General features: G+C 65.2%; 1 protein-coding gene. It reads left to right on the plus strand.

The window, feature by feature from the left end:
- The first annotated feature begins 139 nt into the window (after window positions 1-139).
- Window positions 140-14,905, plus strand: a complete 14,766-nt coding sequence (locus tag KUV74_RS18150) for a carbohydrate-binding protein (RefSeq protein ID WP_222517020.1) — start codon at window positions 140-142, stop codon at window positions 14,903-14,905.
- The last annotated feature ends 126 nt before the right edge of the window (window positions 14,906-15,031 follow it).

Genomic DNA, 15,031 nt, shown 5'->3' on the forward strand with positions numbered 1-15,031 from the left:
TGGTAGTTGGTGGCAATCACTATCCAAAATAATCGTCAGGGGGCAGGCCATGTTTTCCATGTCATTTGTGAGCCGTGGGCAAAAGTCATTTCAAAAGCGTCTGGCAGAGAAGGCGGAATTTCGGACAAAAGATTTCGAGATGCATGATCTGGTGGTCGCACCGCATCCTGGCCAATGGCGGGACGCGGTCGAAGCCGTGCGGATGACCTGGAAAGATGCCTCCGGCGCACAAAGCGTCTTCGAGCGTTTCGAACGGCCCTTCGTGTTTGACCATCTGCCGACGCCGCAACCGGGCAAGCTGGCCATGGTGATCGATGCTCTCGACGGGCAAGGGCAGGCTCTGGGCGGACTTCGTGCCGCCTTCGACGTGCTCATCGAGGACGCGGAGGCTGCCAGTGACGATGAAGACGCAGGCCCGAGTGGCCAGGTGGAAGCGGGGCAGGACGGTGCAGGTCTGGAAGGAGCGGATCAAGCGTCTGGTGATCAGGGCATCCCGGCAGATGCCGCGCCGGCGTCGGCACCAGGCGCGCCTGCTGCGTCCGATAGCGCAGCGCCTTTGGCAACCCCAGCATCAAGCTCGGCAGCAACCCCTGCAGCGCTTTCTACCACCCCAGCCGCGGCGCTTTCTACCACCCCAGCCGCGGCGCTCTCTACCACCCCAGCCGCGGCGCTTTCAGCCACCCCCTCAATAGTGGCCGCAGCCGCACCGATCGGCTTTTCGCTACGTATCCAGGCCGAGGACGATGACGCCAGCGACGGCGCCTCGGCAAGTATTTCCGGCGATACCGGAATCGCCGTGGTCAGTGATCCGGCTAACCCTGATGCCGCCGATGCCGAGGGCAACGCCTACGTGGATTACGGCAACGGCGTGGCCGGTGGCGAGAGCCTGACCTTTACCTTCGAGGCGCCGGAGGCCGGTGAATACGACCTGGTGCTGCGCTACGCCATGGGCGACGGCAACCGTCCCCTGCGCCTGGACGTCAACGGCGAGCTGTTCGACCGCATGTTCGACCTGCCCGCTACCGGCGATGATTTCACCAACTTCGAGCTGACCCAGCCGGTACGGGTGACCCTGGCCCAGGGCACCAACACCATTACGCTGACCTCCAACGGGGCCAGCGGGCCTAACATCGACTATCTGGAAATCACCGCCCCGGACCCCGATCGCTACGTGGTGCAAGGCGAGGACATGCTGCTGTCGCCCGCCGAGAACGTCAATGACACCGGTACCAACCGGGTGGCGACGCTCGACAGCATCGTTGACTTCACCAATGGCAACGAGACCTTCCGGGTCGGCGCCGAAGGCGCCGGCTACCTGGATTGGGCGTTCGGTAATGCCAATGCCAGCGCTGACTTCACCCTGGACGTGGCCACCGCCGGCACCTACACGGTAAGCATCACCTACGCTACCTCCAGCCCCCGCCCGCTGGACCTTATACTGGTGGACGGCGCGACCACCACCACCCTGGGCACCTTTGCCTTCGCGACAACCACGGCGCCGGACTACTACCCCGACGATGTCGAGTCCGATCTCGACGCTGCCAACCGGCCCAATCAGAGCAGCGAGTGGGAAGGCTGGACCGTCGAGACCCTGGAGGTCGAGCTGGCTGCCGGTTCCAATACCCTGCGTCTGGGCGGCGGCTATACCAATGGCCCCAATATCGACAAGATCGAGCTGGCCCTGGTCAGCGCTGCGGTCACCCATCCAGTGATCGACCCGCTGGTGGTGCAGGCCGAGGACGCCGAGCTCGGCGTCGACAACGGTGCCGCCACCCTGGTGCGCGACGCCGAGAACCCCGAGAGCGGCGGCTTTGTCGGGCTGCGCCCGGACTACTCCGGCACCGGCTATGTGGACTTCGGCAGCGCACCCGGCGACAGCCTGACATTTACCGTCAACGTGGCCGAGGCGGGTGACTACGACCTGAACTTCCGCTACGCCAGCAACGGGGCGCGCCCGCTGGATCTGTCGATCAACGGGGGAGACGCCTCGACCCAGGCCTTTGCCAGCACCGACCCCAACGCCGGCAATGTCGATCCCGAGGGATTCGATGTCTGGGGTTATCAGACCCTGACGGCGAGCCTGCAGGCCGGCGACAACACCATCACCCTGGCGATCCCGGTTGGCCGCAACAATGGACCCAACGTCGATCGTCTCGAGGTCACCACGTCGGGTACCGGTCCGGTCGGCGATGTCGAGGGCGACGAAGGCGACGACCTGTCGTTCAGCTCCGCTTCCGCCCTGATCAATGCCGACGCCGCTGCCTCGGCGGGTTTCAACGTGACGGGGCTGGATGATGACATCGTCTTCGTCGGCGTCAGCTTCGATGGCGGCGTCAACGTCGAGGAGGTCACCCCGGACGCCAACGGTGACTTCAGCCTCGACCTGTCCGGCCAGGCCGATGGGCCGCTGGCGGCCAGCCTGATCGCGATGGATGCCTTCGGCAACCGTGCGACTCGCGAGCTTTCGTTGACGCTGGATACCACCGCCGACGAGGGTGCTGACCTGGCGCTCAGCGGCCCGGTCGATCCGGTAGCCGCGGATGACAGCGACGCTGTCACCTTCAACCTGGCGGGGCTGGACACCGACGCCGATGTCGTCGAGGTAAGCTTCGACGGCGGCACCACCCGCACCCCGGTGGGTGTCGATGGCGGCAGCGTCCAGCTGGACCTGTCCGGCCAGGACGCCGGCACCCTGGACGTCACCCTTTACGTCACCGACGCCGCCGGCAACGAAGCCAGCACCAGCACCCAGGTCACCCTGGAAGCCGACGATGCCCCGCTGACGGTGGACTTCTCGGCGGGGGCGATCTCGTCCTACGGCGGCAACCAGGACAACCCGTCCCAGGGCACCGGCGCGGCGGTGGAAGACGCCGGCGCGACGCTCGCCCTGACCGACAACGTGTGGAAGCGGGTGGCCCTGGGCGAAAGCTACCAGATCACCGCCGACACCCGCCTGACGCTCGAACTCAGCGCCTCTGACACCCCGGTGTCGGAAATCATCGCGATCGGCTTTGACCTCGACGACAACCCCTTCAACGGTGGCAACAGCGCCTACCAGCTGGCCGGCACCCAGAGCCAGGGTGGTTTTGTCGACCTGCGTGGACAGGGCGTCGATGACGACGGTGATGGCGTCGTCAGCTTTACCATCGATCTGTCGGCCCACGCGGGCACCACCATCGATTCGCTGGTGTTCGTCAACGACGACGACTTGGGCGCCAAGGGCAGCGCGCGCTTCTCCAACGTGACCCTGAGCGAGGCCACCACCGGCGACGTCAATCAGGCGCCGCAGGTGGTCGGTGGTGGCGTCGCCGACCTTGCCCTCGATGAAGGTTCCACCCTCGAGGTCGACCTGGCCTTCGAGGACCCCGACGGCGACGACCTGAGCTACCGCTTTGAGGTGGCCGACGCCGATGGTGCGCCTGTCGACGCCGCTGGTCTTGCCATCGACGGCAGCGTGCTGAGCGGCAGCTTGGACGGGCTGGAACCCGGTGATTATACCGTTACCTTGTTTGCCGATGACGGGCAGATCGAGACCTCCGACAGCTTTGTGCTGACCATCGATAACGTCAACGACGCCCCGGTAGCGGAACCGGCGGCGCTGGAGCCGTTCTTCGGTGAAGTCGGCGAGGCCTTCGGTCAGGTGGCGATCGCCGACTTCGCGCCGCTGTTCTCCGACCCCGACGGTGACGACCTGACCCTGACGGTCGAAGACTTGCCGGAAGGACTCGAGGTGGTCAATGGCGTGATCCAGGGCACGCCCTCCCAGGGCGGCAACTTCAGCGTGACCCTGCGCGCCACCGATCCAGGCGGTCTGTCGGCGACCCAGGTGCTGGAGTTCCAGATCGAGGGCACCGATATCGGTGACGTCGTGACCATCGAGGCCGAGGCCTTTACCGACCTGGACGCCGACAACGTCATCGCCACCGGTAACGCCAGCGCCTCGGGCAACGAGCTCATCCGGGTGACCAGCAACGCGCCCGCCACCGTGGGCACCGAGCTTGCGGCCGCAGGCGTCGAGCCGGGCTGGTATCGCGTTACCCTTTACGTCTTCGACGAGACCGACGGTGAGGGTGAACTGACCCTGTCCATCGACGGCAATGCCCTCGAGGCGCGCAATCTGTCGAGCGACAGCCTGACCTCCGACGTCGTATTGAGCGACGACTTCGGCACCCTGGTGGGTAGTGGTGGCCGGGGCAACGCCGGTCAGAGCGGCAACCGCAAGGAGATCGTGTTCGAGACCCCGGTGGAGATTACCGCCGATTCGCTGCTGTCGCTGGAGCTTAGAGGCGAGGGCGGCGAGCTGATGCGCATCGACTCGCTGGACCTCCTGCGCATCGAGGAGCCGGTCAACAACGCCCCGACGATTGACGGCCTCGACGACAGCGTCAGTGTCGATGAAAACACCAGTGCCGTGGCGCCCCTGACACTGGACGACCTGGACGGTGACGCTCTGACGGTGACCCTCGAGGGCGCCGATGCCGCGCTGTTCAGCTTCGACGCCAATACCGGCGTACTGAGCTTCGTCAATGCCCCGGACGCCGAGCTCGCCGCCGACGCCAACGAAGACGGCGTCTATGAGCTGACGGTCATCGTCAGCGACGGCGAAGACAGCGTGTCCCAGGCCACTCTGGTCACGGTCAACGACGTCAACGAGAGTCTCTCGATCGGTGCAACCGCACTTGCCATCGACGAGAACCTGACCGAGATCGGGTCCATCTCGGTGCTCGATGAGGACGGTCAGCCGGCCACCCTGACGGCGCCGGTGTTTGCCATCACCGGTGGTGTCGACGCGCCGCTGTTCACCATCGACCCTGATACCGGAGCGCTGGCCTTCACCTCGGCGCGCGACTTCGAGCTGGCGGCGGACGCCAACGAAGACAACGTCTATGAGGTCGAGGTCAGCGTCAGCGACGGCGATCTTTCCACCACCGAGCTGGTGTCGGTCACCGTCAACGACGTCGACGAGGCGCCTTTCTCGCCCTTGAGCCTTCAGGCCGAGGACGGTGTGGTCGAGAGCTTCGATACCGACCCCAACAACACCGACACCCAGGTTCGCGACCCGGACAACCCCGAGGCGAACCAGCCCACCGGACTGCGTCCGGGGTTCAGTGGCACCGGCTATCTGGACTTCGGTGACACCCCGGGAGACAACGTCAGCTGGCAGATCGACGTGGCCCAGGCCGGCCAGTACGACATCAGCGTGCGCTACGCCACCAATACCGATCGTCCGCTGGATCTGGTGATCAACGGCGGTGATCCGCTCGCCCTGGCCATGGTCAGCACCGATCCGGACGGCACCGGCCCCGAGGAAGGCTTCGACCACTGGCAGTTCGAGACCGTCACCGTGACCCTGGAGGCGGGCAGCAACACCATCGCCCTGGCGATCCCGGCAGGTGCCAATACCGGTCCCAACATCGATCGCATCGAGGTGACCGAAGGCGGCAGCGGCCCGATTGCGGAGGACGTCAGCGCCGACGAGGACGGCGATCTCGCCATCGTCGCCGACGACGATACCCTCGACGCCAGCCAGCTGGCGGCGGCGGTGTTCAATGTCTTGGGCGTCGATGACGACGTCACCACCGTCGAGGTGTCCTTCGACGGTGGCGCGACCCGCACCCAGGTGACGCCGGATGCCTCGGGCAACATTACCCTGGACCTGAGCGGTCAGCTCGACGACCAGAGCGGTGATCTCACCGTCTCGCTGTTTGTCACCGACGCCGCCGGCAACGAGGCCAGCGCCACCGAAGTGGTCAGCTTCGAGGACGACGACGTGGTGGTGGCGCCGATCACCCTGCAGGGAGAGGACGCCGACATCGTCGATGTGGGCGGTACCGCCCAGGGCGAGGTCACCCGGCCGGTCGACGCGGACAATCCCGACGATTTCGGCAATCATCGTCCCGGCGCGGTGGGTGATGCCTACCTGGACTTCGGCTCCAACCCCGGCGACCAGATCACCTTCAACGTCAACGCGGTGGAGGCCGGCAGCTACACCGCCACCGTGCGTTATGCCAACGGGGGTAATGCCCCGCGGCCGCTGGATCTGACCGTCAACGGCGATGATCAGGGTCAGCTCGGCTTCCCCAACGCCACCGGCGCGGACGCCTGGAACGAGTGGCAGACCCTGGAAGTCGAGGTGGATCTCGTCGAGGGCGCCAACACCTTCACCCTGACCATGCCCGCGGGCGCCACCGGCGGTCCCAACATCGACCAGGTGGTGTTCGACTTCAACGAGGCCGACGTCGGCACCCCGGCGTTCAACTTCGCCATCGAGGGTGAGGCGCTGACCATCGTCGACGCCGACGGCGACACCCAGGTGCGCGACGCCGACAATCCGGAAACCAACACCGCAGCCGGCCCCGACGGTCTATGGAATGGCTTCTCCGGTAGCGGTTACCTGGACATGGGCGCCGACGCCGGTGACGCCGCCGAGTTTCAGGTGAGCGTCGATGAGGCCGGCACCTACACCCTGGAGGTGCGTTATACCAACGCCGGCACCAACGGCGCCGACCGTCCCATGGATATCCTGGTCGACGGCCAGAGCCAGGGCAGCCTGGACTTTGCCTCCACCGGAACCGACGCGGCCGGCTGGGAGAACTGGACCACCACCACCATCGAGGTGGAGCTTGAGGCCGGCGACAACACCATTCGTCTGGCCAATATCGGCAACGCTGGCCCCAACATCGACAGCCTGACGGTGAGTCGTGACGGGGTGGCACCGGATCGTCCGGTGGAGCCGGGCGATCGCTTCTCGGTCAAGATCAACTTCCAGCCCGAGGGCACCGCGGTGCCGGATGGCTACATCGCCGACAACGGCAAGGCCTTTGGCACCCAGTCGGTCACCGTCGACGGCCAGACCTACCAGTACGGCTGGGTCACCGAGGAGTCGATCTACGATGGCGATCCCGGCACCGAGCCACTGGACATCAGTTCGCTGACCAGCGTTGCGGTCAATGATCGCACCGATGACATCGCCGGCCTCGACCCGCGTCAGGGAACCTACGCCCACTTCGACCAGCCGGGACCCAACTATGTGCGGGCCGGCTGGGAGATCGAGCTGGAAGACGGCTTCTACGAGGTCACCATCTCCATCGGTGATACCAGTGGGCCCTACGACAGCAACAACGTGCTCAACGCCGAGGGCGAGCTGTTCAACGACCCCTTCACCCCGTTCCGCCCGGATGACTTCCCGGCCGACACCAACCCGTCCAACGACACCGACGGCGTGCGCTCTGACCTGGTCACCCGCATCGTCCAGGTCACCGACGGTCGTCTGACCCTGGATTCGATGGGGCTCAACAACGAGAACACCGAGATCCAGTACATCGAGATTCAGGCCCTGCCGGACCTGACCCCTGGGGACGATCGCGATGCCGCCGAAGACTACGCCTTCTTCACCGACGCCCGGGCGATCGCCGGGGTCGGCCAGAACGAGGTGGAGGTGGATCTCGATCCGGATGACGGTGCCATTCCCACCGGGGTCGATCCGACCTCCGACATCTTTGTCGGCATCTCAGTGGTGGACGGACGTGGTGGAGCCCTGCTCGAAAGCCTGGGCGACGGCTCGATCCGGTTGTTCGAGACCGTCACCGGTCAGGAAGTCAGCTTCAACGCCAACACCACCGGCGGCTTCGATTCGCTGACCATCTCGCCGAGCCAGACCCTCAAGCCGTTCACCAGCTACACCCTGGTGATCGACGGCTTCCAGGACCGTGGCCCCAACGACGATGCGAGCGCGCCGACCCGCGAGTTCCAGAAGTACACCAACACCTTCGTCACCGGCGCCGAGCCGGAGGTGGTCGCGCGCGACGTGGCCTTCAACGACGTGGTGGAACTCAACGGCGCCGCCGACGGTGCCTTCGGCTTCACCTCGCTGGAGATGAGCCCGGATGGCGCCTACATGTACATCGCCACCATCAGCGGTGAACTGTTGCGCTACGACGTCGACCCGATCGACGGTTCGCTGTCCAATCGCCAGGATCTGAGTCTGCCCAACGACTATTTCGACCAGCCGGGACAGAGTCAGCAGCGCGGCATCATCGGTCTGGTGGTGGACCCCACCGATCCCAATGTGCTGTGGATCACCGACAACTATCCGATCCCGCTGACCGGACGTGACAACGGTGTGCCGGACTTCAGCGGACGGATCACCAAGATCACCCTGGATGATGGACCCGGCTTCTCCGGTACCGCCGAGGCCTATATCACCGGCTTGCCGCGCTCCAACGGCGACCACGTGACCAACAGCCTCGAGTTCCGCGAGAACCCGGACTACGACCCGGACACCAACCCGGACGTGCCGAGCCATCTGCTGTATCTGATCCAGGGCTCGAATACCGCCATGGGCGAGCCGGACAGCGCCTGGGGCAACCGTCCCGAGCGTCTTCTGAACGCCGCGGTGCTGGAAATCGATCCGACCCGTGACGTGTCCAATGGCCCCTTCGACGTCAGCACCGAACCGCTGCCCGACGATGGCCTGAATCGGCGCTTCGATGACCCCGACGGTCATCCCAAGGATGATCCCATCCCCATGGGCAACGGCGAGTTCCTGGTGTTCGACGATCGCGGGGTAGCCACGGTCCAGGACGCCAGCGGCAACGTGCTGGAGACCTACTACGACCCCTACGCCCCCGACGCGGTGTTGACGATCTTCGCCACCGGGGCGCGTAACGCCTACGACCTGGTGTGGCACTCCAACGGCTTCCTCTACGTGCCGACCAACGGCTCGGCGGCCGGTGGCAACGTGCCGGACGATCCCTCCACGCCGGAGAACGAGCGCTATACCAATGTCGAGAAGCAGGATGACTACCTGTTCCGTATCGAGGAGGGCGGCTACTACGGCCATCCGAACCCGCTGCGTGACGAGTACATTCTGAATGGCGGCAATCCCACCGGTGCCAACGACCCCAACCAGGTCGACAAGTACCCGACGGGCACCATTCCCGAGGGCACCTACGACATCGCCGGGGTCTATTCGCTGGGCGAGAACCGCTCGCCCAACGGCGCGGTGGAATACACCAGCGGTGTGTTCGGCGGCAACCTCCAGGGCAACGTGCTGTTCACCGAGTACTCCGGCGGTGACGACGTGCGCTCCATCACCCTGGACGCCAACGGCAACGTCATCGGCGACGATGTACTGCGTGATCCCGACGGTAACGTCATCACCTACGTCGACCCGCTGGACATCATCGAGAACCCGGCTACCGGCCAGCTCTACCTGCTGACCCTCAACCGCGGCAACGGCCAGAGCCAGATCATTCGCCTCGACCCGGCCCCGGGTGGCACCACCGGTCCCGTCGATCCGGATCCCGATCCCGTCGATGATCTGGTCATGGTGCTGGCCATCCAGGCCGAGGACATGACCCCGGATGACGGCACCTCGGTGGTCGTGGCCTCCGGTGCTGGCGCCGAGATCGAGATCCGCGACATCAACAATCCCGAGCCGAACCAGGCAGATCTGCCCAACGGCCTGCGCCCCGGCGCCTTCGGGGTCGATGGCAATGACGTCGACGATGACGGTGTGCCCGGCGGTTACGCCGACTTCGGTAGCACCAATGAGGACTTCATCACCTTCAGCTTCGAGCTGGACCCCGATCAGGCCGGCGACTCGGTGCTCAGGGTGCGCTACGCCAACGGCGGCAATGCCGATCGTCCTCTGGAGGTATTCATCAACAACGTCTCGGTGGGCGTCGTATCCTTCCCGCCGCCCCAGGACCCGGCACTTGATGACGCAGACTCGCGCTGGGCCGAGTGGCTGACGGTGGATATCGATGCCGATCTGGCAGCCGGTCTCAACACGGTGCGCTTCCAGGCCACCGACAACACCGGGCCCAACATCGACCAGCTGGCGATCCTCCAGGAAGAGGATGCAACGCCCGGCTTCACCCTCTACGAGGCCGAGGACGCCGCGCTCGGCGGGGCCGTTGTAGTCCCCGAGAGCCAGGACGACCGCAACGCCTCCGGTGATGGCTTCGTCGACTTTGCCGGTGCCGGGGACCAGACCATCACCTGGACGGTGAACGTGGACGAGGCGGGCAGCTACGAGATCGGCTTCCGCTACGCGCTGGCCGCGAGCAAGGCCGACCGTCCGCTGGGCCTGACCATCAACGGCAATGACCTGGGCCAGCTCAATTTCGTCGGCCAGAGCAACGACGACGAGACCGACTGGTTCTTCCAGGACGTGCTGGTCAACCTGGAAGCCGGCAGCAACACCATCGTGCTGACCGCGCCGAATGCAGTGGGCCCCAATATCGACCTGCTGCGGGTGCCGGACGACAGTGGTGACATCTTCATCCCGGTCTACGCCGATGTCTCCGATGGTGGCCGCATCGAGCTCGAGGACGGCAACAGTGCGCGTACCGTCAATGAGCTGACCGCCGACTTCTACTTCACGGTGGACAGCGACGGTCTCTATCGTCTGGACCTGGCGGCCAACGCCGGTGCCGATGACGGTGGCTCGCTGGCGCTGACCCTCAATGGGCAGACCATCGATAGCCTGGCCTATCCCGGGGTGGGTGACGCCGGCGAGCAGGGCATCTACGTCGAGCTGGAGGCCGGCATCGAGTACAACCTGCGCGCGGTATCCAGCGCCGATGGTGCCGATGACCTCGACTACCTCGACGTGTCGCCGCTGACCGGTAACGACAACGCCGATATCGAGGTGCAGAGCGGCGATGCTGCCTACTTCGCCAACCGCCTGCACTTCAGCTACTTGGAGAACAACAGCGCCTCGAACGATGATCGCGAGTTCAAGGACAGCGCCACGGTGACGATCTCCAATAGCGGCAGCGAGCCGCTGGAGATTCTCGAGTCCGATATCGACGGGCCCTTCGTGCTGGCCGATCCGGGCGCGTTCGACGGCCTGACCCTCGCTGCCGGTGAGTCGCTCACGGTCACGGTGCTGTTCGACCGGGACGCCTATACGGCGCCGACCACCGACGCCGCGGATGGTGTCTTCGAGGGTCGCATTCGACTGGTGACCAATGACCAGGACTCGCCGGTTGCCGAGATCCACATGGCCGGCTTCTGGCAGGCGCGTGACGAGGGTGGCTGGGAACCCAACGTCAACGAGGTCTGGGAGGTGTTCGGCTTCGGCAACCAGATCGATGGTCTGGCGACCACCGGTGGCGGCCAGAACTCGGTGCTCAACGACTTCGACCTGTATAGGCCGGTCAACGACGACGAGGTGCTGTCGCGCTACTGGTCGCTGGCCGACGGCGTAAGCGACGCCAAGATCACCCAGATCGCCGCCTACCACGGTGGTGGCGGGGCGACGCTGGGTATCCATGCGCCGGGCAACAAGAACCAGGACATCATCTTTACCAACCACCAGGGAGACAACAACCAGACGCTGTTGCCGCTGGTCAACAACGGTGACTTTGCCACCGCGACGTTCAGCCGGGATACCATCCCCGATGGCTGGGCCGGCGAAGAGGTCTTCGGCATCGAGATGGCCGGCCTTTCCACCGATCCGTCGCTCAACCCCCAGGGTGGAGGCACGCCGCCGGCGGACGCCGACGGCATCGAGCGGGGCTACACGGTGCGCATGTTCCGGGCGCTGGACGCCGACGGCAACGTGATCCCCAATACCTACCTGGGGATCATGGACTACACCGGCATCAACTATGACTACAACGACAACATGTTCGTGATCGAAGGGGTCAAGCCGGTGTCCGGTGGCTCGCTGACCGTGACCAACAACGACGGCGTGCCTTCCGACGAGCGGCTGGTGATGTCGCGCATCGAGAACCCGGTCAATGATGCCCAGGAGGTCCACGACGAGGTCACCATCACCCTGTCCAACGACGGCTTCGATGCCCTGACCATCGACGACGTCGAGGTCAGCGATACCTCGCTGTTCGAGCTGACCGAGGAGTTCAGCGCGGTGACCCTGGCGCCGGGCGAGTCGGTGGAGGTGACGGTGCGCTTTATCGCCGATGACCCCAACGACGGTTCGCTCTACGAGGCCAGCCTGATCATCAGCTCAAGCGACGCCGACGAGGCCGAGAAGGTGATCGAACTGGCCGGTATCAGCCAGAACCAGTCCGAGAGCGGCCAGGAGCCGACGGTGCAGGAGATCGTCAACGCCTTCGGCTACTCCACCGACGTGGCCCAGGGACAGATGAACCAGGGCGGCCTGGTGGAGGCCAACGGCGACGAGGTTCTGGCGCCGTACTTCCAGCGCGCCGACGGGGCCTCGCCGATCACCATCACCCAGCTGGCGGCCTACCATGGCCAGGGTGACATCGCCCGGCTGTTCATCCACGACGTCGACAGCCGCGACATTGACGAGATCATCGCCCATGACGAGGCCGACGGTCAGACCCTGCTGCCGCGTACCCTGAACGATGGCGACAACCTGGCGGTGGCGACCCTGGATCGTGACGATCCCTTCGGCTTCTATGCCGAGATCTCCGATCGTCCGGGATACATCTCCTGGTCCGATCCCGATGCCAACCTCTACGAGGACACCATCGATGCCATCGGTATCCCGGGGGCCAATCTCAACTGGGACGAGAACGACGGTCACCTGATCCGGGTGTACGTGGCCAAGGACGCCGACGGCAACGTGATCCCGAACACCTATATCGTCATCCAGGACTACGCGGGGGTGAACTACGACTACAACGACAATATCTTCCTTGTCGAGAACGTCACCACCTATGATCCGACCGGCGCCGAGGACGCCGACGGCAACGGCCGCGTGGACCTCTACGACGACGATGATGGCGACGGTACCCCGAACTTCCTCGACGATCCGACGCCGGTGGAACAGACCGCCTTCAACGACGACCAGAGCGCCTGGGCCGTCGGAGCGGACGGCCTGACCCTGGAGGCGAGGTTCTTCGACAACGGGGGTCAGGGAGTGGCCTACAACGACACCACCGACGCGCACCAGGGCGATGGCTTCCGCTCCGACGAGGCGGTGGACATCTCCAACGGTAGCCTGGCCATCGGCTATGTGGCCGACGGCGAGTGGCTGGAGTACACCCTGAACGTGGAGACGGCGGGCACCTATACGCTGAACTTCTCCACCTCGGCGGTCTCAGGTGGCAAGTCGATCACCGCGGCCTTCGAGCAGGATGGCAGCTTCTACACCGATGCCCAGACGCAGGCGTTGCCCAACACCGGCAGCTTCACCAGCTTCACCGAGGTGGGTCCCCTGACCTTCGATCTGGAAGAGGGTGAGCAGGTGCTCAGGCTGACGTTCAACGGCGGTCAGCTCGATCTGGCATCGTTCAGCCTGGATCTGGTGGAGCCGGTGGACGACGGTCAGGACCCGTTCAACGACACCCAGACGCCGTGGCTTGTGGACGCCGACGGTCTGACCCTGGAGGCGCGGTTGTTCGATAGCGGCGGTCAGGGGGTGTCGTACAACGACTCCACCGCGGCGCATCAGGGCAATGGCTTCCGCTCGGACGAGGCGGTGGACATCTCCACGCCGTCACTGGCCATCGGCTACATCACCGAAGGCGAGTGGGTCGAGTACACCATCAACGTGGCCGAGGACGGGCTCTATGATCTTGGTTTCCTGACCTCAATGGACACCAATTTCCCCGGGCCGCGCACCATCACCGCAAGCTTTGCCAAGGGCGGCGACAGCCCCTACGTGAGCGCCTCGCCGGTGGCGGTGAACGACACCGGTAGCTGGAGCAACTTCGTGCCGACCGAGACCACCCAGGTGGCGCTGGAGGCGGGCGAACAGGTGGTACGCCTGACCTTCAACGGCGGCTCCATGGATCTGGCGAGCTTTACCCTGGCGCCGGTGGGAGCGGTGGACGATGGCCAGCAGGCATTCACCGACGATGGCCAGCCCTGGCAGGTGGGCAGCGAGTTCAGCCTCGATGCGGTGAACTATGACGAGGGCGGACAGGACGTCGCCTACAACGACACCAGCGAGGCGCAGCTCGGCAGCAACGTGCGCGGCGAGGGGGTGGATCTGTCCAACGGCGGCAGCGCCATCGGCTGGATCGAGGATGGCGAATGGGTGGAGTACACCCTGAACATCGAGCAGGCGGGGACCTACGACATGGCCTTCCTGGCCTCGCTGGGTACCACCGGCGGTGGGCAGCGCTCGATTACCGCCAGCTTCACCAAGGACGACGGCACGCCCTACGCCACCGCCACGCCGGTGGGGGTCGAGCCCACCGGTGGCTGGACCAACTTCGTCGAGACCGAAAGCACCCAGGTGACGCTGGAGGCCGGCGAGCAGGTGCTGCGCCTGACCTTCAACGGCGGGTCCATGGACCTTGAGGGCTTCTCGCTGTCACGGGATGGGCAGCAGGCGTTCAACGCCGGTGGTACCCCCTGGCTGGTGGACGCCGACGATGGCCTTGCGCTGGATGCGGTGCAGTTCGACGAGGGCGAGCAGGGCGAGGCCTTCAACGAGCTGAGCGCGGCGCAGTTCGGCAGTGACTTCCGCGATACCCCGGTAGATATCGTCGGCCAGGGTGAGGCCGTGGGCTGGATCGAGGATGGCGAGTGGCTCGAGTACACCATCAACGTCGAGCAGGCCGGTAGCCATACCCTGTCCTTCGTCACTTCTGGCCCCAATGGCGGACGCAGTATCACCGCCTCGGTGGAGCAGAACGGCAGTGTCTACGAGCAGGGCAGCGTCGACACGCCGGTGACTAGCGACTGGGGCGTGTTCGTCGACACGGCGTCGATGACCCTGGATCTGGAGGCAGGCGTGCAGGTGCTGCGACTGACCTTCAACGGCGGTTCCCAGGACATCGCGTCCTTCGAGCTGACCCGTGATCCGGACGTGGCGGCGGCCAACGCGGCCAGCGCCAGTCTGCTGCTGGCGGACGATCCGCTCGCCAGCCAGGCCGACGATGGTATCGACAGTCAGCCGATGAGCGACGATGTCGGGGTCCAGGGCGTTCAGCAGGACGACGCCGGCTTCTGAGGCTGAGGCTTGGAGAACAAGCCAAGGCGGAACAGAAAAACGAGGGAGGAAGCCATGTCAGGCCCCGGCAACGGGGTCTGACAACAAGAAAAATGGAGGAGGGAGGATGGCCGGGGGGCCATCCTA

Source organism: Halomonas sp. DP1Y21-3 (assembly GCF_019801245.1).
Lineage (GTDB): Bacteria > Pseudomonadota > Gammaproteobacteria > Pseudomonadales > Halomonadaceae > Halomonas > Halomonas litopenaei.